Below are 23,911 nucleotides of genomic sequence, written 5' to 3' on the forward strand. Positions count from 1 at the left end.
GAGTCCAGATTTCCTACTCACCGGTAATCCCCGCTGCTCGTGCTCGTCATGGAGGCCCCGCACATGCGTGACGCAGTCATCGTCGAAGCCGTACGCACCCCGATCGGCAAGGGCAAGCCGAACGGCGCCCTCGCCCACGTCCACCCCGTCGAACTCCTCGCCCACACCCTGCGCACCCTCGTCGACCGCTCGGGCGTCGACCCCGCGCTGATCGACGACGTCATCGGGGGCACCGTCGACCAGGTCGGCGAGCAGGCCATGAACACCACCCGCTACGCGCTGCTCTCGGCAGGGTTCCCGGAGACGGTCCCCGCGACCACGGTCGACCGGCAGTGCGGCTCCTCCCAGCAGGCCGTGCACTTCGCGGCGCAGGGCGTCATCTCCGGCGCGTACGACCTCGTCGTCGCGTGCGGGGTCGAGTCGATGAGCCGGGTGCCGATGTGGTCCAACGTGCCCGAGGGCAAGGACCCCTTCGGCCCCGGAGTCGCCGCGCGCTACCCGGAGGGGCTCGTCCCGCAGGGCATCAGCTCCGAACTCATCGCCGCCAAGTGGTCGATCACGCGGGAGCAGATGGACGCCTACGCCGTCTCCTCGCACCACAAGGCCGCGGCGGCGTGGGAACGCGGGCTCTTCGACGCCGAGGTCGCGCCGCTGGACGGCGTCTCGCGCGACGAGTGCGTACGGCCCGGGAGCACCCCGGAGATCCTCGCCGGCCTGCGGTCCGCCTACTACGACCCGGCCTTCGCCGAGCGCTTCCCGCAGATCGAGTGGAACGTCACCGCGGGCAACGCGAGCCCCGTGAACGACGGCGCGTCGGCCGTGCTGATCACCTCGGGCGAGACCGCCGACCGGCTCGGGCTGCGCCCGCTCGCCCGGCTGCACAGCTTCGCCGTCACCGGCTCGGACCCGCTGCTCATGCTGACCGGCGTGATCCCGGCTACCGAGAAGGTGCTGCGCCGGGCGGGACTGCGGCTCGACGACATCGACCTCTTCGAGGTCAACGAGGCGTTCTCCAGCGTCGTCCTCGCCTGGCGGCAGGAGACCGGCGCCGACCTGGCCAAGGTCAACGTGCACGGCGGCGCCATCGCGCTCGGCCACCCGCTCGGCGCGAGCGGTACCCGGCTGACCACGACGCTCGTCCACGCCATGCGGGAACGCGGCGCCCGCTACGCCTTGCAGACGATGTGCGAGGCGGGCGGACTGGCCAACGCGATGGTCCTGGAATCCGTATGACGGCCCCACCGACCCGGGCCGCCCGCCGACGGGCCCGCGGGGGCCTGTGACGGTCCCGTGCGGGACGGCCTCGCGGGGCGGAGAGGTCGTAGGCGGCGTGGCCCCGTGACGGCGTGGTCGTGGGACGGGCCCAACCGCCGAAAGGCCGTCACGCGCCGAGGCCGTGAGCGGCGGGCTCGCGGGACGGCGAGGCCGCGTGCCGGTCCCGCAGGCGGTGGCCGCCGGAACCGTCGGGACGGCGGACCGTGGGACGGCCCGGCTGTGGGGCGGTCCCGTGGATGAGGGGCGTCGGTCGGTGGAGTCATGTGGGCGGCGGACCCCCGGACGGCGGGGCCGCAGGCCCGGGGGCGTCGTGCGGGGGCGTGAGCCTGGATCTGCGGTCGCTCGGGGTTACGGGCGGCGCAGGTGGTGGCGTTTGCGCCAGGCCACCGCCGCGCCGATCAGCGCCGGCAGCATGATGCAGGCCATCGCGATCAGGAAGGCCGGCGAGGTGGGGGAGGAGGCGCGGGCGCCCGCGACGACGTACGCGGCGGTGTTCGGGACGGACCCCACGGCCGTCGCGACCAGGAAGGACGGCCAGCCCATGCGGGAGACGGCGGCGCAGTAGTTCGCCGCCCAGAACGGTATCCCCGGGAAGAGCCGCGCCGCCAGCATCGAGCGCATGCCGTGCCGGCTGAGCTGGCCGTCCGCCGCCTTCAGCAGCCGCCCGCGCAGCAGGGGGCGCAGCGCGTCCTGACCGAGCAACCGCCCCAGTCCGAAGCTGATCCCGGCCCCGAGCACGGTGCCCGCGAGGGCCGCCGCTATGCCCCACTGCGAGCCGAACAACGCCCCCGCGGCCAGGTTCAGCAGCGGCCGCGGCACGAACGCCACGGTGCACAGGCCGTACGCCACCGCGAAGACCGCGGCCGCCGAGACGCCGCCCAACTCCGGTGGCCAGCCGTCCGCGAGGAGCTTCTGCGGCTCGAAGAGCAGCACGCTCGACGCGGCCGCCGCCAGCAGCACGACCAGCAGCGCGAAACGCGACCAGGGCGACAGGAGCACTCTCGTGCAGCGCGCGGCGAGCCCGGTGGGTCCGGCGGCCGACGCCGTGACGGACGCGATGACGGGAACGGTGTGGGGCACGGGAGCCGGCGCGGGGACGACGAGCTCCATGGCGGTGGCCCGGGGAGAGGCCGTGGCGGTGCCCCCAGAGCGGGTGGTGGCATCGAGCATCCCGCGACACTAACCGACGCATGTGTGTGATCGCCGTATGGTTCGTCTCATGACCGTCACAGGTGCGGAGCCGGACGGCGCGCCGGACAGCGTTCTCGCCGATCTCGTGCTGGAGCGGCTGACGACCGCGTACGGCGGCGCGGCCGATCCCGGCCGGGCGGCGGCCATGCGGGCCTACATGAAGGACGTGGCCCCCTTCCTCGGCCTGCCCACCCCCGCCCGCCGGGCCCTGTCCCGCACCGTCCTGGCGGGCACCGCCCGTCCCGAGGAGCGCGACTGCACGGCGGTCGCGCTGCGCTGCTGGGCCCTCCCGCAGCGCGAGTACCACTACTTCGCCGTCGACTACCTGCGCCGGTACGCCCCTCGACTGTCGTCGGCGTTCCTGCCGGTGGCACGGCGGCTCGTGACCACGATCTCCTGGTGGGACACGGTCGATCCGCTGGCCGCGCACGTGGTCGGCGCCCTCGTCGCCGCGGACCCCGGTCTCGGCGCCGAGATGGACGCGTGGATCGCCGACGAGGACCTGTGGGTCGTCCGCACCGCGCTGCTCCACCAGCTGCCGCGCAAGGAGCGCACCGACGCCGGCCGTCTCTTCCGGTACTGCCTGCGGCAGTCGGGGCACCGGGACTTCTTCGTCCGCAAGGCCATCGGCTGGGCCCTGCGGGAGTACGCCAAGACCGACCCGGCGGCCGTCCTGGCCTTCGTCACCCGTGAACGCGACCGCTTCGCCCCGCTGACGGTGCGTGAGGCGCTCAAGAACGTCGGCGATCCGGCCGCCCGGCCGTCCGGGAGCGCCACGGCCGGGTGAGGCCGCCGTCCGGGTCCGGCGAAAACCATTCGACGCCGAACGACCCGTCGGCGATGATCGTGACCATGTTCCGGTACGCCTTCCTCCTCACCGCATCCGCCGTCGCGGATACGCCGAAGGCTGCCGTCCCGCTCCTCGTGGCCGCTGTCGACGGCGCCCGAAGCTGACCCTCTCCGGATCGTCCGGCGGACCCCGCAGGGGGAGGGTCGGCCAGGTTCCCGGGGTCCCCGCTTCCTACGGACACGCTTCGAGGTACAGCCATGCCCAAGACCGCTTACGTGCGGACCAAACCACACCTCAACATCGGCACCATGGGGCACGTGGACCACGGCAAGACCACCCTGACCGCCGCCATCACCAAGGTCCTCGCCGCCCGCGGCAGCGGCACGTTCGTGCCGTTCGACCGCATCGACCGGGCCCCGGAGGAGGCCGCGCGCGGCATCACCATCAACATCGCCCACGTCGAGTACGAGACCGACACCCGGCACTACGCGCACGTCGACATGCCGGGGCACGCCGACTACGTCAAGAACATGGTCACCGGCGCCGCGCAGCTCGACGGGGCGATCCTCGTCGTCTCCGCGCTCGACGGGATCATGCCGCAGACCGCCGAACACGTCCTGCTGGCCCGGCAGGTGGGTGTCGACCACATCGTGGTCGCCCTCAACAAGGCCGACGCCGTGGACGACGCCGAGCTCCTCGACCTGGTCGAGCTGGAGGTCCGCGACCTGCTCACCGAGCACGGCTACGGCGGTGACTCCACGCCCGTCGTCAGGGTGTCGGGCGTCGGGGCCCTGGCCGGCGACCCGCGCTGGACGGCGTCCGTCGACGCGCTGCTCGACGCGGTGGACACCTATGTGCCCATGCCCGAGCGGTACGTGGACGCGCCGTTCCTGCTGTCCGTGGAGAACGTGCTGACCATCACCGGCCGCGGGACGGTCGTGACCGGTGCCGTGGAACGCGGCAGGCTCCGCCTGGGGGACCGGGTGCAGGTGCTCGGCGCGGACGTCGAGACCGTCGTGACCGGCGTCGAGACCTTCGGCAAGCCGATGGAGGAGGCGCAGGCCGGGGACAACGTGGCGCTGCTGCTGCGCGGAGTGCCCCGCGACGCCGTCCGGCGCGGACACGTCGTCGTGGCGCCGGGCAGCGTGGTGCCCCGGCGGCGGTTCACGGCGCGGCTCCATGTCCTGTCCGGCCGGGAGGGCGGGCGTACGACGCCCCTGACGACCGGCTACCGGCCGCAGTTCCACATCCGTACGGCGGACGTCGTCGGGGACGTTGACCTGGGAGGGGCGGCGGTCGCCCGGCCCGGCGACACGGTCGACGTGACCGTCGAACTGGGCCGTGAGATCCCGCTCGAGCCCGGCCTCGGCTTCGCCGTCCGCGAGGGCGGACGGACCGTGGGCGCGGGCACGGTGACCGCCGTGCTGTGAGACCGGGCCGACCCGGCCGGCGCCCGCCGTGAAGAGCGGCGGGCGCCGGCCGAAGCGTCCGCGGCAGCGTCCGCGAGGGCCTCCGGGGCGTGCGCGGGCGGGTGCAAGGGCGCGGGCACAATGGGGTGGTGAACGACGAGTCCCTGCCCGTCTCCCGCGCCGTCGACCACGGCACCGCCAAGCTGATGCCCGACGTCGACCGGGAGCGGGCCTGGCTGCTGACCGTCGACGGGGCGCCCCAGTCGTACGTCGACCTGGACGAACCCACGCACCTGGAGTTCGAGTACGCACGGCGCCTCGGGCACGTCCTGGACGTCCTGGCCGAGCCGGAGCGGCCGCTGGACGTCGTGCACCTGGGCGGTGGCGCGCTCACCCTGCCCCGGTACCTCGCCGCGACCCGGCCGGGTTCCCGGCAGGACGTCGTCGAGTTCGACCGCGCTCTGCTGGAACTGGTCGCCGAACACCTGCCGGTCCCGGCCGGCGCGGGCGTCACGGCACACGCCGCGGACGCCCGGGCCTGGCTGGAAGCGGCCCCGGACGACTCGGCCGACGCGCTCGTCGCCGACGTCTTCGGTGGCTCCCGCGTCCCCGCCCAGCTGACGTCCGTGGCCTACGCCCGGGAAGCCGGACGGGTCCTGCGCGCCGACGGCGTCTATCTGGCCAACCTCGCCGACGCGGCGCCCTTCGGTTTCCTGCGGTCCCAACTCGCCAACTTCGCCGAGGTGTTCGAGGAGCTGCTGCTCATCGCCGAGCCCGCGGTCCTGCGCGGCCGACGGTTCGGCAACGCGGTGCTCGTCGCCGCGCACCGCCCGCTCGACGTGAGCGCCCTGGCCCGCCGCACCGCCTCCGACGCCTTCCCGGCGCGGGTGGAACACGGCCCCGCGCTGCACCGCTTCACCGGCGACGCACGGCCGGTACGGGACGAGGACGCCGTACCGTCCCCCGAACCGCCCGAGGGCGCGTTCGGCATCGGCTGAGCGGCCGGGCCGCGGCGACGCGGTGAGCGGCCGGCACGTGCGCGCAGCCGGCACCGGACCGCGCTCGGCCCGGACCAGGTTGCTGTGAGCATCCGCCCAGTCGGCAGATATATTTCGTAGCTCGATATATGCTCGACACATGACCAGACAGAATCCGCCCCTGACGGAACCGCAGTACTTCATCCTTGCTGCGCTCATGGACGGTCCGTTGCACGGTTACGGCATCATCAAGGCTGCCGAGCAGGCCACCGACGGGCGGCTCCGGATCGCCGTCGGCACGCTCTACGGGGCGCTGGAGCGGATGGAGCGGGCCGGGCTGGTGGCCGCCGGCCATGAGGAGATCGTGGACGGGCGGGCGCGGCGCTACTACCGGCTCACCGAGGACGGCACCGAGGTGCTCGGCCGGGAGGCGCTGCGGATGCAGCAGGCGGCGGCCGTCGTCATCGGACGCTCGCGGGACGCCGGAGCGGCCCCGGCATGAATCGTCTGCTGCTTGCGGTCTATCCCGAGCCCACCCGTTCCCGGCAGGGAGAGGAGGTGCTGGCCTGCCTGTCCGAGGCGTATCCCGGCCGCTCCTGGCCCCCGCCGCGGGAAGTCGCCGCCCTGGTGCGCGCCGGGGTGCAGGCCCGCGCCCGGGCCGTCGTCGACGACACGGCCCGGCCGTGGTGGCTGGACGGCATCCATCTGGCCGCCCTGGCCCTCGCCGCGCTGGCGCTGGTCCCGTACTTGCAGGATGTGTGGCACTGGGCACTGCACATCGACCCCGGACAGCACGCCATCGCCTTCCGCTTCTCCGGCTGGTACCCGTGGGCCGAAGGACCCACGCGCATACGGCTGCTGCCCTACGGGCTGCTCCCGCTGGGCTGCCTGATCGCTCTGCTGCGCGGCAGGGCGTGGATCGCGCTGCCGGCCGCAGCGGCCATGATCTGGGCCGGCGCCACGACCCACGGCCGCACCCTCTTCGGCGACGAGGGCAAGGCGGGCTTGAGCTACTACGGGTTGGGCACCCCGATAACCGCCCGTGACCTGGCGCTCTCGGGGACACTGTGCGCCGCCTGCGCCGTGCTGGCGCTCTGCCGACCCGGCCGTCTGCGACGCCGCTCGTACCGTTGGCTGGCCCCCGTCGTGCTCGCCATGTTCGTGGCCGGGGGCCTGCACATCATCTCCGTCAGTCCGACTTTCCAGCGCGGCTTGTTCGTCCTCGAGGTCGCCGCGCTGCTGGGCGCGTGGGCGGCGACGGCCGCCACCGGCGACCACCGGTGGCTGATCCCCGTCGCGGCGGTCGCGATCGTCCGCACGCAGGCGATCGTCGTCCAGCCGGACGCGTTCATGCAGTCCTTTCCGGACCTGGTCGTCCTCATCCTGCTGATCGCACCCCTCCCCGCCCTGGCGATCACCGCCCAGCGCCGACAGGGGCAGGCACTCGCCGAATAGGAGCGGACCCCCGGTGGGCCGGCCGAGCCCGGCGGCCCACGTCGTGCCGCAGGACGTGCGTGACCGAACTCCCCCCAACGGAAGAAACAGAGCGATGACTCAGCACGATTCTCCGTCCCTGCCCGCGCACCGTCCGGGGGCCTCGAGGCAGGCCCCCGAATCCCCCGACGACTCCGGGCCGTCGCGTACGACACGGTCGTGGGTGCCGGCTTTGCAGTACACCCTGGGGTTCCTGACGGTCTACCTGCTCGCCATCTGCACCCCGTGGGGGCAACGAGCTGAGAACGCCCTGTTCGGTCTCGGTGAACAGGGCGGCGAAGAAGCATGGTTCTACCCCCTGTCAGGATCGGCCTACGGCTCGACGCCCCTGCCGCCGCTGGAATTGAGTGCCAAGCCGACCCTGATGGTGGGCCTGGTCGTCATCGTCGTCCTCACCCTGGTGCGGCGGTGCTGGTGGCCGGGGTGCGCGGCACTCGGGGTCGTCATTCTCACGACCGGAGGCAAGGAGGTGCTCAAATCGATCCTGCCCCGCCCCGATCTGGTGGGCGCGCCCGAGAATCTCCTTGATCAGGGGTTCCCCAGCGGCCACACGGCCATCCCCGCCGCGCTGACCCTCGCCGCCGTCCTCGTGGTTTCCCCCCGCGTCCGCCCCTACGTCGCCACGGCCGGGGTGCTGTGGCTCGCCTGCATCGCCGCCTACAGCGCGACCAACGGCGGCCACCGGCCCAGTGAAGTACTGGGGGCGACACTGCTGGCCTGTGCCTTTCACGGCCTTGCGACCTGGCTGCTGCCGCCGTCCGCCGCACCGGGCGCCACGCGAAGCCCCAGGGCGCTGCCCGCCATCACCCTGACGCTGGCATTGGCCATCGCCCTCGTTGCCGGCGCACGGAGCGACACCCTCACAAGGTCACTGGTCTCCGCGGCGACGGGCTTCATATGTGCGGCCCTGGTCTGGTACGCCGCGATCGTGCGGCCCGCACGCGCCGCACGCCGCACACGCCCCGCGCTGGGCTGACCACCCGGCCGGCTCCGGGCGGCAACCGGACGGCCAGAGTGATCACGTGGCTGAACGAGTGCAGGTCCGGGAGAGGTGATCCCGCCATGCCGACGACCGGCGCCCACGCGCCGTCGTCGACAGGGCGAACGTCGCCTGATGCGGCACTAGTTCTGGGTCGGCGTCCCGTGCAGCCGTACGGTGCTGAGGATCTGCATGATCGTCGCCTTCGGCAGCTCGTCCTTCACGCCCTTGGCCCCGTACAGGTTCCACGACACGTAGTCCCCGTTGGAGTTCTTGAAGCCGAACGTGATCGCCTTGCCGTCGCTGTCGCACTTGCCCTTCTGGGGCGTGTTCGTCGACTGGGCCCAGGCGTAACTGCCCTTGACGCCCGAGGCGGTGGTGAAGGCGGTCGCCTTCTTCTCGAAGGTCAGACTCTTCTTGTCCGGCTCCGTGTAACCGCCGAAGACCCACCACGCGGGCGTGTTGATGGCGATCTCGTCGGTGCTCTTCGCGCCCTCGGCGCCCTTGCTGCCCACGACGGCCAGCGCGGTGTCCTCGGTCTTGCCGTCCTTGTCGGAGTCCGTGGAGCACCACTTCGACTTGAGCTCGGCCGTACCGCCCTGGAGGATCCGGTCGTAGCCGTCGGACTTCGACTTGTCCTCCCACTCGAAGCCCTGGCTGAGGGTCGGCGACTGCACCTCCCAGTCGGCCGGCACGTCGAAGGCGATGCCCCACTTGGGGTTCACCACGACCTTCCAGCCGGCGACGGTCGGCTTCTCCGTCTCGTTGCTGCGCGGGTTGTCGTCCGTGCCGGAGGACTCGGAGGCCGAGGCGGACGCGGAGACCGACGGGCTCGCACTGCCCTTGCTCACGTCGGCCGGGTCGTCGTCGTTCCCGCCCAGCACCAGGAATCCGGTGACTCCGGCGGCCACGACGACGGCCGAGGCCGCGATGATCGCGACGAGCTTCGTCCGGTTGCCGCCGCCCGTGCCGCCCCCGCCCGGCGGCGGCGTGGGCGCTCCCGCGGGCGACGGGGCGCCCCACTGCGGTTGCTGCCCATAGGGGTTGGGCTGCTGCTGGTAGCCGGGTTGCTGATACGGGTTCGGCTGCTGGTATCCCGGCTGCTGGTACGGATTGTTCTGCGCCTGCGGGTTCTGCTCTCCCCCGGGCGGCTGCTGTCCTGGCCACATGGCCAGAAACACTAGTGCCGTCCCGGACACGATTCGGTCACCGCCCCTTGTCAGGGACGTACCGAAACCGGTCCCAGGCGGTCGGAACCCGCGAACAGTGCCCCGGATCTTCCGGATTGCGGGCATCCGGTACCCGCGTGCGGCGATCGTCACACCGGTCTGGCCAGCCGAAGCTACTCGCAGGTAACCTCGGGGGCATGAGCGCAGACCAGATGTCCATCGGCGAGATGCTCGCCGCCACGGTTCCCATGGCGCGGACCCTGCACCTCGAGTTCCTCGAGGCCGGTCCGGAGAAGGCCGTGGTCGCCCTGCCCGACCAGGGCGAGTTCCACAACCACGTGGGCGGCCCGCACGCCGGGGCGATGTTCACGCTCGGTGAGTCCGCCAGCGGCGCGATCGTCCTGGCCGCGTTCGGCGACCAGCTCTCCCGCGCCGTGCCGCTCGCCGTCGGCGCCGAGATCGCCTACCGCAAGCTGGCCATGGGCACGGTCACCGCGACCGCCACCCTCGGGCGCCCGGCCGCCGAGGTGGTCGCGGAACTCGACGCGGGGGAGCGGCCCGAGTTCCCGGTCGCGATCGAGATCCGCCGTGCCGACGGGGCCGTGACCGGCGAGATGACGGTGGTCTGGACCCTGCGTCCCAACAGCTGAACGCCAGACGCCGGGCACGGCCCTGCGGCGACTGCTTCCGCCGGGCGCACGGCGGCACCGGACCGGTGCCGCCCCGTCCCGCGTCACCCCTGACGGGCCCGCCCGCCGCGCTTCCGTCCCTGTCGCGCGGACCCCGTGGCGGCCGTCGGTCCTCTGCTTCTCGGCCGACCCCGCTTCCCGCCCGGCGTGCCCGCCCGCCGATGCTGCACCGTCGGTGCCGCCCGTCGAGGCGCTCGGCATGCCAGGGCGGTCGGTCGCCGAACCAGGCGGGTGGGCCGCGGGCCGTGGGTCGCGGGCGGTCAGGCCGCCAGTCGGTCCTGGCGTGCCGGTGCGGCGCCGTCCGGCAGGGCGGCCACGAACTCCTTCAGCCAGGCCGTGAACCCGGGGCCCAGGTCCGGCCGGTCGCAGGCCAGGCGGACGACCGTGCGCAGGTAGTCCGCCTTGTCGCCGGTGTCGTAGCGGCGGCCGGAGAAGACGACGCCGTGCACGGTGCCGTCCGCCGCGAGTTCCTGGAGGGCGTCGGTGAGCTGTATCTCGCCGCCGCGCCCGGGAGCGGTGCGCTCCAGGACGCCGAAGACGGCCGGGTCCAGGACGTAGCGGCCGATGACCGCGTACCGGCTGGGCGCCTCCTCGCGCGCGGGCTTCTCCACCAGGCCGGTGACCCGTACGACCCCGTCCTCGCCGGACGGTTCCACGGCCGCGCAGCCGTAGAGGTGCACCTGTTCCGGCGGGACCTCCATCAGGGCGACCACGCTGCCGGCGTACCGGTCGCGGACCTCGAGCATCCTGCTGAGGAGGGTCTCCCGGGGGTCGATCAGGTCGTCTCCGAGCAGGACGGCGAACGGCTGGTCGCCGACGTGGTTGCGGGCGCACAGCACCGCGTGACCGAGGCCCAGCGGGTCCCCCTGGCGGATGTGGTGGATGTCGGCGAGCCGGGCCGGGTCGCGCACCGCGTCCAGCCGGACGGTGTCTCCCTTGGCGGCGAGCGCCTGCTCCAGCTCGAAGGCGTGGTCGAAGTGGTCCTCGATGGCGCGCTTGTGCCGGCCCGTGACCATCAGCACGTCGTCGAGGCCGGCGGCGGCCGCCTCCTCGACGACGTACTGGATGGCCGGCTTGTCGACCACCGGCAGCATCTCCTTCGGTGTCGCCTTGGTGGCGGGCAGGAACCGGGTGCCGAGACCTGCTGCCGGGACGACCGCTTTGCGGACGCTGCGTGGGGAGGTGGAGTGGGGGGCGCTCATGCGGATCAGGGTGTCCCACGGGGATGGGAGTACGCCGGGAGTCACCTCTGAGCTTGCTGTGGGCGTTCCCCGCGGCCGGGAGACCGGCGCCGGAGCGGGCAGGAGCCGGAGAGCGCGTATCCCATCGGGCTTTGCCCGCGCGCGAGTTGGGACGGGAAGTCACGGGGATTTTCGAATGCGGGTGCGGATACCGCCGGTAACTTATCTGAAATTACCGCACTTTGAACTTGGGTCACTCGAACTCCTTGTTTCCTGTGAGGCGCGTGTGCGAAGGTGAGCCTCCCCTTACGGACGGGCCGGTTCCGGCCAACGTGCCTGGTCGGACCAAAGGTACGCACCAATCCGGCACCGCTTTCCGACACCGTGGTTTTCCGTGCCGCTCGCTGGCTTGGAAGGAAATGGTTCCGTGCAATCCCCCAACCCCCCACGACCGCCCTACCCGCCCCGCCCCGGCTGGATCCCCGGCGCGTCCGATCCCCGGCTCGCCGCCCTTCTGGCCGCCCGGCCCGTCGACGCCGACGCGCGGACCGGCGCGGTGGCGCTGCTGTTCGCCCGCCACTGGCGGGCGGCCCTCGATTACGCGACCGTCTGCCTGGCCGGTGGTGAGGACACCGCGCGGCTCGTGGCCGCGGCGGCGTTCCACGACGTGCTCGGCCGGCTCGAGGACGGCCGCACCCGTGGCGCCCTGCGTCCCCAACTCCTCGTCGCCGTACGCGAGACGGTCCGGGATTGGGCCGGCGCCGACACGGTGGCGGACGTTCTGCCGGAGCTGCGGAAAACCGTCGGCGGCCGCGGACTGCGCGCCGCGCGGCCGGTGACCGCCGAAAGGCGGCAACTCGCCGAACGTTCTTTCCAGTTGCTCCCGGCCGCCTCCCAATGCCTGCTGTGGCATACCGAGGTGGAAGCGGACCCCCTTTCCGTACCGGCCGGTCTGTCGGGCGTGGACATCCTCACCGCGAAGGCCGCCGTGGAACAGGCGCGGGAGCAATTCCGGGCGGGCTGTGTCCGCGCCCACCGGGAACTCGCGCCGACGAGCGAATGCCGCTTCTACAACCGTCTCCTGGACATTCCCCTGCGCCGCGGCGGGACCCTGCTGCCGGACGTGCGGCAGCACCTCGCGCACTGCCGTTTCTGCCGGCACGCCGCCGAACAGCTCAGCCATTTCGACGACGGGCTGGACGTGCTGCTCGCCGAGACCGTCCTGGGCTGGGGTGCCCGCCGCTATCTCGACTCGCGCCCCGGACGCGCGGCCGCCTCCTCCGTCGCGGCGCCGGTCCGGCCCGCCGGACAACGGCCGCCCGCCGCGACCGGTCGGCACCGCACGACCTCGGCGGGACTGCTCGACCTGCCGGGACGGCGGCCCAAGGCGGTGCTGGTGGGCGTGGGGCTGACCTCCCTCGCGCTGCTCGCGACCGTCTTCGTGGCCAAGGGCTGGTCCGATGACAACGGTGTCCCCGCGTCCGGGGCCACCTGGGGCGCGCCCGCCGGCGGCAGCGGCGCCTCGGTCACCGGCACGCGCAAGCGGCCCGGGGGTCCCGGCGAGCCGCCTCCCTCCGGGGCGCCGACGACCGCCCCCGCGTCCCGGTCCGCCCAGGTCGCCCACGGCGCGCTGCGCGGCCCCGGCACGGACCTCTGCCTCGACACCGCGGGCGGCCGGACCCGCGCCGGTGCGGCGATCGTCGTCTCGCGGTGCGCCGGGACCGCGTCCCAGCAGTGGTCGTACGAGGGCGACGGACTGCTGCGCAGCGCCGCCGATCCGGCGCTCTGTCTGGCCGCCGACCCCGGGCGCCGGACGACCGTCCTGGGCGGCTGTCTGGTGCACGCCGGTGAGACCTTCTTCGACCTCACCGTCCGCGGGGAGTTCCTGCTGCGGCGTGACGAGGGGCTCGCCGTCGCCCGCGCGGCCGCCGGGCCCGGGGCGGCCGTCGTCGTCGTCCGCCGGGACGGGGGCGGCGGACAGCGGTGGGTGTTCGAGGCGCCCGCCCCGGGTCAGGGAGCGCCCGGGCCGGGCGGGGCGGCGCCGCCGCTCGCTCCGGACCCGTCCGGGTCCCCGCAGGCCGGGGAGGCCCCGGCGCCCGGCGACGACCGGGATCCCGCCCCGGACACCGCCCCCGCCCGGACGGCTCCGGCCTCGCCGGAGTCCGGGACCGGGACCGGGAACGGGTTCGCCCAGGTCCGGTGCTGCGGCACGGCACCCGCCCCGGCCGCCCCGGCGGACCCGGTCACCACGGTCGTCGGCGCGCTTCCGGTGCCCGGCGCGGTGCCCGAAGTGGTGACGGACGCGGTGCCCGACGTGCTGGGCAGCACCCTGGCGGACGTCACCGGTTCCCTCGGCCACTAGGCCGGTAAGGGGTCGGGAGCAGACGGAGGGGCCGCCCGGGGGGACGGCCCCTCTTCCCGTCCGTCCGCGGCCCCTCGGCGGGGGCCACCGGCACGCGGTTCCGCCCCCGCGCCTTGATGGCCGGGAGCGGCCCGGGGGCCCGGGGCCGGTCCCCGCCGAACCGGTAGGCTTCCCGAGGAACGCAAGGCTGCCCAGGGACGTCAAACGGGAGGAACCCGCGGTGCACGTGCAGGAATGGCTCGACACGGTGCCCGCGGCCGCCGTCTACGCCGTGGTCGGCCTGGTCATCGGACTCGAGAGCCTCGGCATCCCGCTGCCGGGCGAGATCGTCCTGGTCTCGGCCGCGCTGCTCTCCTCCCAGCACGGCGGGATCAACCCCGTCGTCCTCGGCGCGTGCGCCACCGCGGGCGCCGTGATCGGTGACTCCATCGGCTACGCCATCGGCCGCAAGGGCGGACGCCCGCTGCTCGCCTGGCTCGGCGCCAAGTTCCCCCGGCACTTCAGCGAGGGGCATGTCGCCACCGCCGAGCGGTCCTTCGAGAAGTGGGGCATGTGGGCCGTCTTCTTCGGCCGCTTCGTCGCTCTGCTGCGCATCTTCGCCGGCCCGCTCGCGGGCGTGCTCCACATGCCGTACTGGAAGTTCCTCGTCGCCAACGTCCTCGGCGGCATCGCCTGGGCGGGCGGCACGACGGCGGTCATCTACTACGTGGGCGTCGTCGCGGAGTCCTGGCTGAAGAGGTTCTCGTACCTGGGCCTGGTGCTGGCGGTGCTGATCGGCCTCACGTCGATGCTGATCATCAAGCGCAAGGCGAAGAAGATGCAGGCCGCTCCGCGGGAGACCGAACCGGAGACCGTACCCGTCACCGACTAGCCGCCCAAGCGTCCCTCGCGCCCCGGGCGTCCCTCGCGTCCCGGGCCGACCCCGCGGTCCGATCCGGCCCTACGCCCCGGGCCGGGTTGCAGGGCCGCGGCCCGTCGGGGCGGTCCAGGCCGCGGTGGGCAGCGCCGCGCCAGGGCGTCGGCTCGCCCGCGACCACCGGCGCGAAGCGCCGCGTTCGCGGGGGAGGAGTCCCTGCCATGGGGTGAATGGGCAGCCTCCGCCCATCGGGTCGCGCCCGGAAGAGCCGTCCCCGTGCGTCGGGTCGCCCACGCACACAGGCGTGGAGCGCCGCAGCCGCCGGGCAGCGCAGACCAGGTCGTGCGGACGGGGCGTTCGGGGGGCGGGACCCCGCGTGTCCGGGGGCGGGGCCTGCCCAGGGGGCCTACTCGTGGAGTTCGGCGTGGGCCTTGGCGAGGTCCGCGTACAGCGTGCCGTTGAGCGTCACGCCCTGGCGCTCCTCCTCGCTCAGCTCCCGCTTGACCTTGGCCGGCACCCCCGCCACCAGCGAACCCGGCGGGACCTGCATCCCCTGGGGCACCAGCGCCTGCGCCGCGACCAGGGAACCGGCCCCGATCACCGCCCCGTTGAGCACGGTCGCCCCCATCCCGATGAGGCAGTCGTCCCCGACCGTCGCCCCGTGCACCACGGCGTTGTGACCGACGGACACCCGCTCACCGATCGTCACGGGGAACCCCGGGTCGGCGTGCAGCGTCACGTTGTCCTGGATGTTGGCGCTCGCCCGGACGGTGATCCGCTCCACGTCGCCCCGCACGACCGCCCCGTACCAGACGCTCGCGCCCGCCTCCAGCGTGACGTCCCCGATGACCGAGGCCGTCGGCGCCACGAACGCCTCCGCGTCGACGTCCGGTTCCCTGCCGCCGATGCCCACGATCAGCGCCTTGTGCGTCATCACCGTCTCCTCGTGTCGGTCGTATGCCCGCACCGTACGCCACCCGGTGGGGCGAAGATCACAGGGCCGAGGGCCCTCGCCCGCACCCCGCGCTGAGTACGGTGAGCGGGTGCCGAAGCCCTGGAACACGTTCTCGTCATGGCGGCGCCGAGTGGCGCAGCGGGCCGTCCACGCGGGCTGGGCCTGGGTGCAGCGCACGGGTTCCGTGACCGCCGAGCGCCCCGCGCGCTTCCGCTTCGGTTCGATCGGCAACGGCACCCGTCTCGCCTTCCCGCTCGGCACGGTCTTCGGCGAGCCCTGGATCCACCTCGGCGAGCACTGCATCGTGGGGGAGCAGGTCACGCTCACCGCCGGTCTCATGCCCGACCTGGACCTCGGGCCCGACCCGATCCTGCGGCTCGGCGACGGTGTGGTGCTCGGCCGGGGCAGCCATGTCATCGCCGACACGACGGTCACCATCGGCAGCGACTGCTACTTCGGCCCGTACGTGTACGTCACGTCCACGAACCACTCCTACGACGATCCGCACCAGCCCATCGGCAAGCAGTGGCCCCGCATGGAACCCGTGGAGATCGGTTCGGGGTGCTGGATCGGCACGGGGGCCGTGATCCTGCCGGGCGCGCGGATCGGGCGGAACGTCGTCGTGGCGGCCGGTGCCGTGGTGCGCGGCACGGTTCCCGACCACGCCGTCGTCGCGGGGGCGCCGGCCAAGGTGGTACGGCGGTGGACCCCCGCCGAGGGCTGGCAGCCGCCGCTGCGCACCCCGGCGCCGGTGCCGATCCCGGACGGGGTCACCTCCGACCAGTTGGTGGCGCTGTCGGGACTGGACGAGGAGACGGCGGCCGCGCTGGCCCGGCTGGAGCCCTGAGGCTCCTCGGGCCCCTCGTGCCGGCGGACCGGCGCGGGTCGGAGGGACGGGGGTCGGACGGACGTGGGCCGGACCGGTGCCGGGTCAGCCCGCCGCCAGCAGCAGGGTGCCCAGCAGAGCCAGTCCCGCGCCCGCCGCCTGGAGCCCGCGCAGCCGTTCGCGCAGGAAGCCGCGCGCTGCGAGCGCGGTCACCACGGGGTAGAGGGAGGCGAGTACGGCGGCCACCACGACGGGGCCGTGCTGGGCCGCGACGGCGTAGGTGCCGTTCGCGGCGACGTCGGCCAGACCGACGAACCCGTACGCGGGCAGCGAGGTCCACGGCAGGCCGCCGCCGGGGAGGGCGGGCGTCCCGCGCCGGACGGCGCACCACAGCGCCGTGCCGCCCGCGGCCACGTTGGTCACCCGCTGCACGAACAGGGCGAGGAACAGACCCGTGACGGTGGTGGAGGCCTCGGTGATCAGTACGAACACCGTGCCGAAGCCGAGCGCCGCGACCAGTGTGAGCAGCAGGGCCTGCCGCTGCACCGGAGCGCTGCGCAGCTGCGGGCCGCCGGCCAGGACGACCCCGGCGACCGCGACCGCTGTCCCCGCGACCTGGACGAGCCCCGGCCGTTCGCCCAGGAACAGCCCGACGGAGACCGGTACGGCCACGCTCAGGGTGGCCAGCGGGGAGACGACCCCCATGGGTCCGAGCGCCAGCGCCTTGTAGAAGGAGAGCAGGGCCACCGGGCCCACCAGTCCGGCCGCGACGGCGAACCAGAGGCGGGGACCGGCCTCGCTCCAGCCGCCGGTGGCGACCACGACCGCCCCGAGGACGACCGCCGCGATCGACTGCGAGACCACGACGACGGTGAGCGCCGGCGCCCGCCGGGAGAGCAGCCCGCCGCCGAAGTCGGCCAGGCCCCACAGCAGGCTGGTGGCCAGGGCGAAGAGTGCTGTCACGAGGTCCTCGCAGTACAGTTCGGTGCACGATCGGGTGCATCACACGGTAGTTCAGGATAGTGGACCCTGTCATCCATAATAGTGGACTCCGGAGTCGCCGGGACCCCCGGAAACCCACCGGCGACGGAGGGGCCCGGGTGAGGCCCGGACGGCTCGGGACCGAACTGGACGGAATTGGACGGAACGTGTCGGACCTCGACCTGCTGACCCAGTCCTTGGCGCGCAACGTCAAGCGCTGGCGCACCGAGCGCGGCTTCACCCTCGACGCGCTCGCGGCCCGCGCCGGTGTCAGCCGCGGCATGCTGATCCAGATCGAGCAGGCCCGCACCAACCCCAGCCTCGGCACGGTCGTCAAGATCGGCGACGCGCTCGGGATCAGCATCACCACCCTGCTCGACTACGAACAGGGCCCCAAGGTGCGGATCGTCCCGGCCGACCAGGCGGTACGCCTGTGGCACACCGACGCGGGCAGCTACAGCCGGCTGCTGGCGGGCACGGAGGCGCCGGGGCCGCTGGAGATGTGGGACTGGCGGCTGATGCCCGGCGAGAGCAGCGGCTCGGACCCGCACCCGCTCGGCACGGTCGAGATCGCCCACGTCACCGCCGGTGAACTGACCCTCACCGTGGACGGCACCGACCACCGGGTCCCGGCCGGGGCGAGCGTCACCTTCGAGGCCAACGCCCCGCACTCGTACGGCAACCGGGGTGACGTCCCGATGGAGATGGTCCTGACCGTCTCGGTGCCGCCGCCCGCGCAGTGAGGGGCCGGGACCGCCCGTCGGTGGTGCGGAACCGGCTGTTGGCGTGCGGCCATGCGCGCACCCCTCGGTGACTTCGGCACCGCCGCTCCCGCCACCGACCGCCTCGACGTGCTGACCGGCCCGGTCGCCGACGCCCTGCGGCACTGGAGCGGCAGCGTGCCCGCCGAGCGGATCGTCCACGTCGACACCGAACCCGAGGGGGCCGACACGGCCGTCTTCGTGGAGCACTACGGCCGCGAGCTGCGGGAGAGGTCGGCCGACTGCGTGGTCGTCGCGGGCGAGCGGGGCGGTGTGACGACCCTCGCGGCGTGCGTCGTGCTGTCCACGACCCGCGTCGACGTCAATGGGGTGGTCCGCCGTCGACTCGACGCCCGCAAGGCCTCGTTCGCCGCGATGGACACGGCGGTGGGGGAGACCGGCATGGAGTACGGCGGCATCACGCCGATCGGGCTGCCCGCCGGGTGGCCGGTGCTGGTGGACCACGCCGTCGTCGACCTGCCGTACGTACTGGTGGGCAGCGGGCGCCGACGCGGAAAGCCCCTCGTGCCCGGCGAGGCCCTCGCCGAACTTCCCGGCGCGGTCACCCTCCCGGGCCTCGGCATCGCCCGACCCCGGGTCTCCCGTCAGGTCGTCGTGTGGTGGGCGAGGGTCAGGTGGGGGTCGTCCTCGCCGGGTGCCGGGGCCGGATCGGCGTGTACCAGCGCGGCCGTCAGGCGCGGTACGGCGTGCAGCAGGGCGTGTTCGGCCGCGACGGCGATCCCGTGGGCCTGCCGGACCGTCGCCTCGCCGTCCACGACGAGCGCCACCTCGGCGCGCAGCCGGTGTCCGATCCAGCGCAGCCGCAACTCGCCGATCCCGCGCACCCCTTCGACCTCCCGCAGCGCCCGCTCGGCCCGGTCCACCAGGGCAGGGTCGACGGCGTCCATGACCCGCCGGAAGACCTCCCGTGCGGCGTCCCGCAGCACGAGCGCGATCGCGGCCGTGATCGCCAGCCCGACGACCGGGTCGGCCAGTTGCCAGCCCAGGGCGGAGCCGCCCGCCCCCAGCAGGACGGCCAGCGAGGTGAACCCGTCCGTGCGGGCGTGCAGTCCGTCCGCGACCAGCGCGGCGGAGCCGATCGAACGGCCGACCCTCATGCGGTAGCGGGCGACCCACTCGTTGCCCGCGAAGCCGGCCAGCGCGGCCACGGCGACCGCGCCTACCTGTTCGACGGGACGCGGGTCGAGCAGCCGCTCGATCGCCGTCCACCCCGCGAAGACCGCCGACGCGGCGATCGTCAGCACGATCGCGATGCCCGCCAGGTCCTCCGCCCGCCCGTAGCCGTAGGTGAAGCGGCGGGTTGCCGCCCGCCGGCCCAGCACGAAGGCGATGCCCAGCGGGACGGCCGTGAGCGCGTCCGCCGCGTTGTGGACGGTGTCGCCGAGCAGGGCCACCGACCCCGACAGTGCGACCACGACCGCTTGGGCCACGGCCGTCACCGCCAGCACCGCCAGAGAGACCCACAGCGCGCGCATGCCACGGGCCGAGGACTCCAGGGCCGGGTCCAGCTTGTCGGCGGTCTCGTGCGAGTGCGGGGTGAGGAGGTGGGCGACGCGGCGGCGCAGCCCCGGCGCGGAGGGCGAGGAGTGGTGGTGCGGGTGCTCGTGAGCGTGGTCGTGGACGGGCTCATGGGCGTGCTCGTGATGGTGCCCCCGGTCGTGCCGGTGCCCGTGCTCGTGGTCGTGCCGCTCGCTCACGTCGGTCCCTTCCGGTGCGCCGAGGTGGACGGGTGTCCGCCCATCCCGTCATTATGTGCGTATGAGCGCACGCATGCACCTGTCATCTGCACATCATGCGCACCCGCGCACCCCCGGCGAGGAGCAGTTCGCCCTCGCCGCCGAGCTCCTCGCGCTGCTCGGCGACCGCACCCGGCTCACCCTGCTGCACGCCCTGACCACGGGCGAGGCCGACGTCACGACGCTGACGGACGTCTGCGGAGCCGCCCGGCCCGCGGTGAGCCAGCATCTGGCGCGGCTGCGGCTGGCCGGGCTCGTGAGCACCCGCAAGGAGGGCCGCAGGGTGATCTACGCGCTCTCCGACGGCCATCTGCGCCGCCTGGTGGACGAGGCGCTGAGCGTGGCGGACCACCGGCTGGGGGACGAACCCCTGCACGACTGACCCGGGGCTGCCGGGGTGTCAGCCCAGGCGGGGGATCTCGATGGCGGGGCAGCGGTCCATGACCATCTCCAGTCCGGCGGCCCGGGTGCGCTCGTAGGCCGCCTCGTCGACGACGTCCAGCTGGAACCACACCGCCTTCGCGCCCTTGGCGACCGCCTCGTCGGCCACGGCGCCCGCGAGTTCGCTGTTGACGAAGACGTCGACGACGTCCACCTCGAAGGGGATGTCCGCGAGGGAGGCGTATCCCCGCTCGCCGTGCACCGTCTCCGCCTTCGGGTGGACGGGGACGACCCGCTTGCCGAACCGCCGGAGCACCTCCGCGACTCCGTAGGCCGCGCGTGCGCGGTTGGTCGACAGGCCCACCACGGCCCAGGTGCCGCCGAGTCCGGTGAGGATCTTCCGGATCGCTGCCTCGTCGCCGTACACCGGCGGCCTCCTCGGGGTCGGAAAGGAACAGTCGTCGACCACAACAGCGCGTGCCGGGCTCTGATTCCGGTCCCTGCCTGCGAAGTCGGGCCCGCCCGCCTAGGCTCGCCTCGTGCTGCGCATCATCGACGCCCGAACCGGCCAACCCGTCGTCGCCGCCCCCGTCCGCCGTGGGCTGACCCGGGTGGAGGCCCATGCCTCGGGGTACGGGGCCGGGTCGCTGCGGATCCTCCTCGTCGCCGATCTGCTCGTCCGCGCGCTGGAGCTGGGCGGCACGCCCGTGTGGGCGCTGCTGTCGGGCGAACGCGAGCAGGCGGAGCTGAGGGCGGGGGCCACCGCCCTCGGTACGCACCCTTTCGAGGACGGCCGTGACCCCGGCGCGGGCGCCGGGGTGGGCGAGGCGCAGATCCTGCACGTGGTGGGGGAGGAGGGTGCGGCCCCCGACGGCGTGCGGGTCGCCGTCGCACCCGCGCAGGGGACCGTTCCCGGGGGCCGCGGGGCGGGCCCCGCGGCCGAGAGGGCGGCCACCGACCACGCCGTGCTGCGGTTCGCCCTTCTCTCCCGGCCCCGCACGGAGCCCGTGCGGCTCGACGAGGACGCGCTGGGCGAGGCCCGGGACACCCTCGCGCGCTGGCGGCGCGCCGTCGCCGACTGGGCGCGCCACCCCTCCCGGCCCGTGCCCGACGAGGTCCGGGCACGGTTGCGCTCCGCCTGGGAGGACGACCTGGACCTGCCCGGGGTGCTGCGGATACTGCGGGGGGTGGAGGACGCCGGGCCCGAACTGCCCGAGGGCGCCCGCTTCGAGACGTACGCCTACGCCGACCGTCTGCTCGGCCTCGACCTCCTGCGCGGAGTGGGGGCCCCGGCGTGACCGGCCCCGGCGGGACGCCGCCGCGCCGGCTGGTCGTGCTGAGGCACGCCAAGTCGGCCTGGCCGCCGGGTGTCCCCGACCACGAGCGGCCGCTCGGCCCGCGCGGACGCCGTGACGCGCCGGCCGCGGGCCGGGTGCTGGCCGGGGCGGGCTTCCTGCCCGACCTCGCCCTGTGCTCCACCGCGGTCCGCGCCCGCGGGACCTGGGAACTGGCCGCCGCCACCTGGGACACCCCGCCTCCCGTGCGCTTCGACCCGCGGCTGTACGGCGCCGGCGCCGGCGAACTCGTGGACATCGTCCGCGAGACGCCCGCGGAGGTCGGCACCCTGCTGCTGGTGGGCCACAACCCCGGCCTGGAGGAACTGGTCCTCACCCTCGCGGGGGACGGCCCGGCGGACCTCCTGGACGAGGTGCGGACGAAGTTCCCCACCTCGGCGATCGCCGTCCTGACCTCGCACGCACCCGACTGGTCCGCCCTGACACCGGGCACGGCCGCGCTGACCGCCACCGCGGTGCCGAGGGGCACGGCGCCGCGGAAGGACGGACGCGGGGACGGGCCGCGGGGGGACTAGCCGACGTGCACGCGCGGCCGGCGTCCGGGTTCGGGCTCCGCGCGGCGCAGCACCTCCCGGGTCACCGGGGCCACCTCGCCGTCCCCGAAGACCAGGAAGCGGATCAGATGGCTCACCGGGTTCCCCTCGGTCCAGCTGAAGTACGCGTGCGGCACCTGCCCGGTGCGGTCGCGCAGCTTCAGCAGCACCGCGGCGATCGCGTTGGGCACCGTGGGACCGGACACGCGCAGCCGGCGGACGCCGTGCTTCTCGTCGCCGCGCACGGTGATGTCCGCCGTGAAGTCGGAGGAGTCCCGCACGAACACCTCGATGAACAGCACCGGGCCGCCACCGGCGATCGGGGTGTGCTCCCGCTGGTCCCACTCCTTGGCGCGGTACGCGCGCGTGCTGTGTTCGCGCGGCTCGTTCGCGATCAGCTGGAGCGGACCTTGCCGCGCGGCCTCGTCGACGAACCGGGTCGCCGTCTCGTCGAGGGAGACCTCGGCGGCGCGCAGCTCGAAGGCACGGCGCACCCGTGAGCCGAAGGACGTGACCAGGATGGCGAGGATGAAGATCGCCGCGATCTTGATGCCGTCCGGCCGCTCGATGACGTTCGCCACGAGCGTGTAGACGAACACGGCGGTGATGACGCCGAAGCCGACGGTGGCCCGGCGGTGTCCGCGCCGGTGGACGGCGACCGTCGACGCGAACGCCGCCGAGACCATGAGGACCAGCACGCCGGTCGCGTAGGCGCCGCTCTGGTCGTCGACGTCGGCGTTGAACCACAGGGTGATGAGGACGGCGGTGGCCATGAACACCAGCACCAGGGGACGCACCGCGCGCGTCCACTCGGGCGCCATGCCGTAGCGGGGCAGATAGCGCGGGACGAGGTTCAGCAGACCGGCGAGCGCGGAGGCGCCCGCGAACCACAGGATCGTGATCGTCGAGACGTCGTAGACCGTGCCGAAGGCCTCGCCCAGGTGCTCGTGCGCGAGATAGGCGAGAGCGCGCCCGTTCGCCGGACCACCGCTCTCGAAGTCCGCCTGCGGGATGAGGACGGTCGTCGCGAGCGACGACATCAGCAGGAAGCAGCTCATGATCAGCGCGGCCGTGGTGAGCAGCTTCCGGGTGTCCCGCACCCGCCCCTTCGGCTCCTCGTAGGTGTCCGTCGGATCGCCCTTGACCTGCGGCATCACCGCCACGCCGGTCTCGAAGCCGGACATGCCGAGAGCCAGCTTCGGGAAGACCAGCAGGGACACCCCGACCATGGCCCAGGGCGAGGAGTGCTCGGCGGTCATTGCGTCCGTCCAGTCCCTGATCCGCACGGGGTGGGTGAAGATCTCCCAGGCGGAGGCGCCGAGCACCACCAGGTTGAGCAGGAGATAGGACGCCACGAGCGGCACCGCGATGCCGATGGCCTCCCGGAAGCCCTTGAGGAACACCGCGCCCAGGGCGCCCACCAGGACCAGGGTGATCCACTCGTTGCCGGAGCCCATCCAGTGCGGGGCGAAGGGGTTCTCCACGACGTGCGCGGCGGCGTCCGCCGACGACAGGGTGATCGTGATCATGAAATCGGTGGCCGCGAAGCCCAGCAGCACCAGCACGAAGATCTTCCCCGACCACCACGGCAGCAGCCGCTCCAGCATGGCGATCGATCCCTCGCCGTGCGGACTCTCGTGCGCCACCCGGCGGTACACGGGCAGCGCGCCGCACAGGGTCAGCGCGATCAGCACCAGGGTGGCGAGCGGGGACAGCAGGCCGGCCGCGAGGGCGGCGATGCCCGGCTGGTAGCCGAGGGTGGAGAAGTAGTCGACGCCGGTCAGGCACATCACCCGCCACCAGCGGTGGCCCGCGCGCTCCTCGTCCGGTGTCGCGTGCGGGCCCGGGTGACGGGCGCTCTGCTCGCTCAGCCCCTCCAGAAGCCAGCCGCGCCACCGGGAGGACGGCGCGGCCGCGCCCTTCTCCTTCTCCCGGGTGCCGGTCATGCCGCACGCTCCCTGTACCTCGGCGGGTCCTCGTTCTCGGTCAC

23 protein-coding genes and 1 pseudogene are annotated in these 23,911 nt (G+C 73.7%); 16 read left to right on the forward strand and 8 right to left on the reverse strand.

All coding sequences use genetic code 11. The annotated features are described in order from the left end of the window. Window positions 1-63: 63 nt before the first annotated feature. The gene (locus Saso_RS06900) at window positions 64-1,233 is read left to right on the forward strand and encodes a thiolase family protein (protein WP_189927395.1); all 1,170 of its coding nucleotides are present in this window, start codon (window positions 64-66) and stop codon (window positions 1,231-1,233) included. 390 nt (window positions 1,234-1,623) lie between these two features. Here Saso_RS06900 and Saso_RS06905 read toward each other — a convergent pair whose 3' ends face one another. Then, the gene (locus Saso_RS06905) at window positions 1,624-2,445 is read right to left on the reverse strand and encodes a TVP38/TMEM64 family protein (protein ID WP_189927396.1); all 822 of its coding nucleotides are present in this window, start codon (window positions 2,443-2,445) and stop codon (window positions 1,624-1,626) included. A 49-nt stretch (window positions 2,446-2,494) separates the two neighbouring features. Here Saso_RS06905 and Saso_RS06910 point away from each other — a divergent pair, with 49 nt between their 5' ends. The 6 genes from Saso_RS06910 (at window position 2,495) to Saso_RS06935 (ending at window position 8,112) form a co-directional block, all read left to right on the forward strand. Next, complete coding sequence (locus Saso_RS06910) at window positions 2,495-3,253, forward strand: DNA alkylation repair protein (RefSeq protein ID WP_189927397.1); 759 nt, start codon at window positions 2,495-2,497, stop codon at window positions 3,251-3,253. 260 nt (window positions 3,254-3,513) lie between these two features. Next, window positions 3,514-4,686 (forward strand): elongation factor Tu, encoded by a 1,173-nt coding sequence (gene tuf / locus Saso_RS06915; protein ID WP_189927398.1) that lies wholly within the window; start codon window positions 3,514-3,516, stop codon window positions 4,684-4,686. Window positions 4,687-4,871: 185 nt separating this feature from the next. Further along, the gene (locus Saso_RS06920; protein ID WP_189927501.1) at window positions 4,872-5,663 is read left to right on the forward strand and encodes a spermidine synthase; all 792 of its coding nucleotides are present in this window, start codon (window positions 4,872-4,874) and stop codon (window positions 5,661-5,663) included. A gap of 139 nt (window positions 5,664-5,802) precedes the next feature. Further along, entirely contained in the window at window positions 5,803-6,144 is a 342-nt protein-coding gene (locus Saso_RS06925) for a PadR family transcriptional regulator (protein ID WP_189927399.1), read from the forward strand. Beyond that, window positions 6,141-7,097: a hypothetical protein gene (locus tag Saso_RS06930; RefSeq protein WP_189927400.1), complete on the forward strand. Its 957-nt coding sequence runs from the start codon at window positions 6,141-6,143 to the stop codon at window positions 7,095-7,097. Before Saso_RS06925 ends, Saso_RS06930 begins: the two co-directional genes overlap by 4 nt. A 94-nt stretch (window positions 7,098-7,191) precedes the next feature. Then, window positions 7,192-8,112 carry a phosphatase PAP2 family protein gene (locus tag Saso_RS06935; RefSeq protein WP_189927401.1) on the forward strand — a complete coding sequence of 307 codons (921 nt, stop codon included), beginning with the start codon at window positions 7,192-7,194 and terminating at the stop codon, window positions 8,110-8,112. A 146-nt stretch (window positions 8,113-8,258) separates the two neighbouring features. Here the strand turns inward: Saso_RS06935 and Saso_RS06940 are convergent, their stop codons facing one another. Further along, complete coding sequence (locus Saso_RS06940; RefSeq protein ID WP_189927402.1) at window positions 8,259-9,284, reverse strand: hypothetical protein; 1,026 nt, start codon at window positions 9,282-9,284, stop codon at window positions 8,259-8,261. A 212-nt stretch (window positions 9,285-9,496) separates the two neighbouring features. Here Saso_RS06940 and Saso_RS06945 point away from each other — a divergent pair, with 212 nt between their 5' ends. After that, on the forward strand, window positions 9,497-9,934 hold the full coding sequence (locus Saso_RS06945; RefSeq protein ID WP_189927502.1) for a DUF4442 domain-containing protein: 438 nt from the start codon (window positions 9,497-9,499) through the stop codon (window positions 9,932-9,934). Window positions 9,935-10,233: 299 nt separating this feature from the next. Here the strand turns inward: Saso_RS06945 and galU are convergent, their stop codons facing one another. Continuing rightward, window positions 10,234-11,175, reverse strand: a complete 942-nt coding sequence (galU, locus tag Saso_RS06950) for a UTP--glucose-1-phosphate uridylyltransferase GalU (RefSeq protein WP_189927403.1) — start codon at window positions 11,173-11,175, stop codon at window positions 10,234-10,236. Between the two features lie 406 nt (window positions 11,176-11,581). Between galU and Saso_RS06955 the strand changes: the two genes are divergently transcribed. Continuing rightward, window positions 11,582-13,516 (forward strand): RICIN domain-containing protein, encoded by a 1,935-nt coding sequence (locus tag Saso_RS06955; protein WP_189927404.1) that lies wholly within the window; start codon window positions 11,582-11,584, stop codon window positions 13,514-13,516. Window positions 13,517-13,736: 220 nt separating this feature from the next. Further along, entirely contained in the window at window positions 13,737-14,387 is a 651-nt protein-coding gene (locus tag Saso_RS06960; protein ID WP_189927405.1) for a DedA family protein, read from the forward strand. 391 nt (window positions 14,388-14,778) lie between these two features. On the opposite strand, the gene Saso_RS06965 is transcribed toward Saso_RS06960, so the two are convergent. Further along, window positions 14,779-15,306 (reverse strand): gamma carbonic anhydrase family protein, encoded by a 528-nt coding sequence (locus Saso_RS06965; protein ID WP_189927406.1) that lies wholly within the window; start codon window positions 15,304-15,306, stop codon window positions 14,779-14,781. A gap of 109 nt (window positions 15,307-15,415) precedes the next feature. On the opposite strand from Saso_RS06965, the gene Saso_RS06970 reads away from it, so the two are divergent. Further along, window positions 15,416-16,174 (forward strand): acyltransferase, encoded by a 759-nt coding sequence (locus tag Saso_RS06970; RefSeq protein ID WP_189927407.1) that lies wholly within the window; start codon window positions 15,416-15,418, stop codon window positions 16,172-16,174. Between the two features lie 84 nt (window positions 16,175-16,258). Here the strand turns inward: Saso_RS06970 and Saso_RS06975 are convergent, their stop codons facing one another. Next, a complete protein-coding gene (locus Saso_RS06975) occupies window positions 16,259-17,116 on the reverse strand; it encodes an EamA family transporter (RefSeq protein WP_189927408.1) in 858 nt (285 codons plus the stop codon). Between the two features lie 185 nt (window positions 17,117-17,301). Here Saso_RS06975 and Saso_RS06980 point away from each other — a divergent pair, with 185 nt between their 5' ends. Then, window positions 17,302-17,877, forward strand: coding sequence for an XRE family transcriptional regulator (locus Saso_RS06980; RefSeq protein WP_189927409.1), 576 nt, complete (start codon window positions 17,302-17,304; stop codon window positions 17,875-17,877). A gap of 51 nt (window positions 17,878-17,928) precedes the next feature. Then, window positions 17,929-18,483, forward strand: a pseudogene (locus Saso_RS06985) (YbaK/EbsC family protein); the annotation flags it as partial. A 17-nt stretch (window positions 18,484-18,500) separates the two neighbouring features. Here Saso_RS06985 and Saso_RS06990 read toward each other — a convergent pair. Next, on the reverse strand, window positions 18,501-19,613 hold the full coding sequence (locus Saso_RS06990; protein WP_189927410.1) for a cation diffusion facilitator family transporter: 1,113 nt from the start codon (window positions 19,611-19,613) through the stop codon (window positions 18,501-18,503). 61 nt (window positions 19,614-19,674) lie between these two features. Here Saso_RS06990 and Saso_RS06995 point away from each other — a divergent pair, with 61 nt between their 5' ends. Then, complete coding sequence (locus Saso_RS06995) at window positions 19,675-20,034, forward strand: ArsR/SmtB family transcription factor (protein ID WP_189927411.1); 360 nt, start codon at window positions 19,675-19,677, stop codon at window positions 20,032-20,034. An 18-nt stretch (window positions 20,035-20,052) separates the two neighbouring features. Here Saso_RS06995 and Saso_RS07000 read toward each other — a convergent pair whose 3' ends face one another. Beyond that, entirely contained in the window at window positions 20,053-20,460 is a 408-nt protein-coding gene (locus Saso_RS07000; protein WP_189927412.1) for a CoA-binding protein, read from the reverse strand. 112 nt (window positions 20,461-20,572) lie between these two features. On the opposite strand from Saso_RS07000, the gene Saso_RS07005 reads away from it, so the two are divergent. After that, window positions 20,573-21,331, forward strand: coding sequence for a hypothetical protein (locus tag Saso_RS07005; RefSeq protein ID WP_189927413.1), 759 nt, complete (start codon window positions 20,573-20,575; stop codon window positions 21,329-21,331). Next, on the forward strand, window positions 21,328-21,903 hold the full coding sequence (locus Saso_RS07010) for a SixA phosphatase family protein (protein ID WP_189927414.1): 576 nt from the start codon (window positions 21,328-21,330) through the stop codon (window positions 21,901-21,903). Before Saso_RS07005 ends, Saso_RS07010 begins: the two co-directional genes overlap by 4 nt. Here the strand turns inward: Saso_RS07010 and Saso_RS07015 are convergent. Further along, the gene (locus Saso_RS07015) at window positions 21,900-23,867 is read right to left on the reverse strand and encodes an APC family permease (RefSeq protein ID WP_189927415.1); all 1,968 of its coding nucleotides are present in this window, start codon (window positions 23,865-23,867) and stop codon (window positions 21,900-21,902) included. The two genes, Saso_RS07010 and Saso_RS07015, sit on opposite strands and share 4 nt — an antisense overlap. Window positions 23,868-23,911 lie beyond the last annotated feature (44 nt).

Source organism: Streptomyces asoensis, assembly GCF_016860545.1.
GTDB classification, from domain to species: Bacteria; Actinomycetota; Actinomycetes; order Streptomycetales; family Streptomycetaceae; genus Streptomyces; species Streptomyces asoensis.

Coding starts and splice junctions, on each gene's coding strand:
- Saso_RS06900 (WP_189927395.1), top strand. CDS start 64: ATGCGTGACGCAGTCATCGTCGAAGCCGTACGCACCCCGATCGGCAAG.
- Saso_RS06930 (WP_189927400.1), top strand. CDS start 6,141: ATGAATCGTCTGCTGCTTGCGGTCTATCCCGAGCCCACCCGTTCCCGG.
- Saso_RS06920 (WP_189927501.1), top strand. CDS start 4,872: ATGCCCGACGTCGACCGGGAGCGGGCCTGGCTGCTGACCGTCGACGGG.
- Saso_RS06940 (WP_189927402.1), bottom strand. CDS start 9,284: ATGTGGCCAGGACAGCAGCCGCCCGGGGGAGAGCAGAACCCGCAGGCG.
- Saso_RS06965 (WP_189927406.1), bottom strand. CDS start 15,306: ATGACGCACAAGGCGCTGATCGTGGGCATCGGCGGCAGGGAACCGGAC.
- galU (WP_189927403.1), bottom strand. CDS start 11,175: ATGAGCGCCCCCCACTCCACCTCCCCACGCAGCGTCCGCAAAGCGGTC.
- Saso_RS06910 (WP_189927397.1), top strand. CDS start 2,495: ATGACCGTCACAGGTGCGGAGCCGGACGGCGCGCCGGACAGCGTTCTC.
- Saso_RS06995 (WP_189927411.1), top strand. CDS start 19,675: ATGAGCGCACGCATGCACCTGTCATCTGCACATCATGCGCACCCGCGC.
- Saso_RS06935 (WP_189927401.1), top strand. CDS start 7,192: ATGACTCAGCACGATTCTCCGTCCCTGCCCGCGCACCGTCCGGGGGCC.
- Saso_RS06905 (WP_189927396.1), bottom strand. CDS start 2,445: ATGCTCGATGCCACCACCCGCTCTGGGGGCACCGCCACGGCCTCTCCC.
- Saso_RS06945 (WP_189927502.1), top strand. CDS start 9,497: ATGTCCATCGGCGAGATGCTCGCCGCCACGGTTCCCATGGCGCGGACC.
- Saso_RS07015 (WP_189927415.1), bottom strand. CDS start 23,867: ATGACCGGCACCCGGGAGAAGGAGAAGGGCGCGGCCGCGCCGTCCTCC.
- tuf (WP_189927398.1), top strand. CDS start 3,514: ATGCCCAAGACCGCTTACGTGCGGACCAAACCACACCTCAACATCGGC.
- Saso_RS06925 (WP_189927399.1), top strand. CDS start 5,803: ATGACCAGACAGAATCCGCCCCTGACGGAACCGCAGTACTTCATCCTT.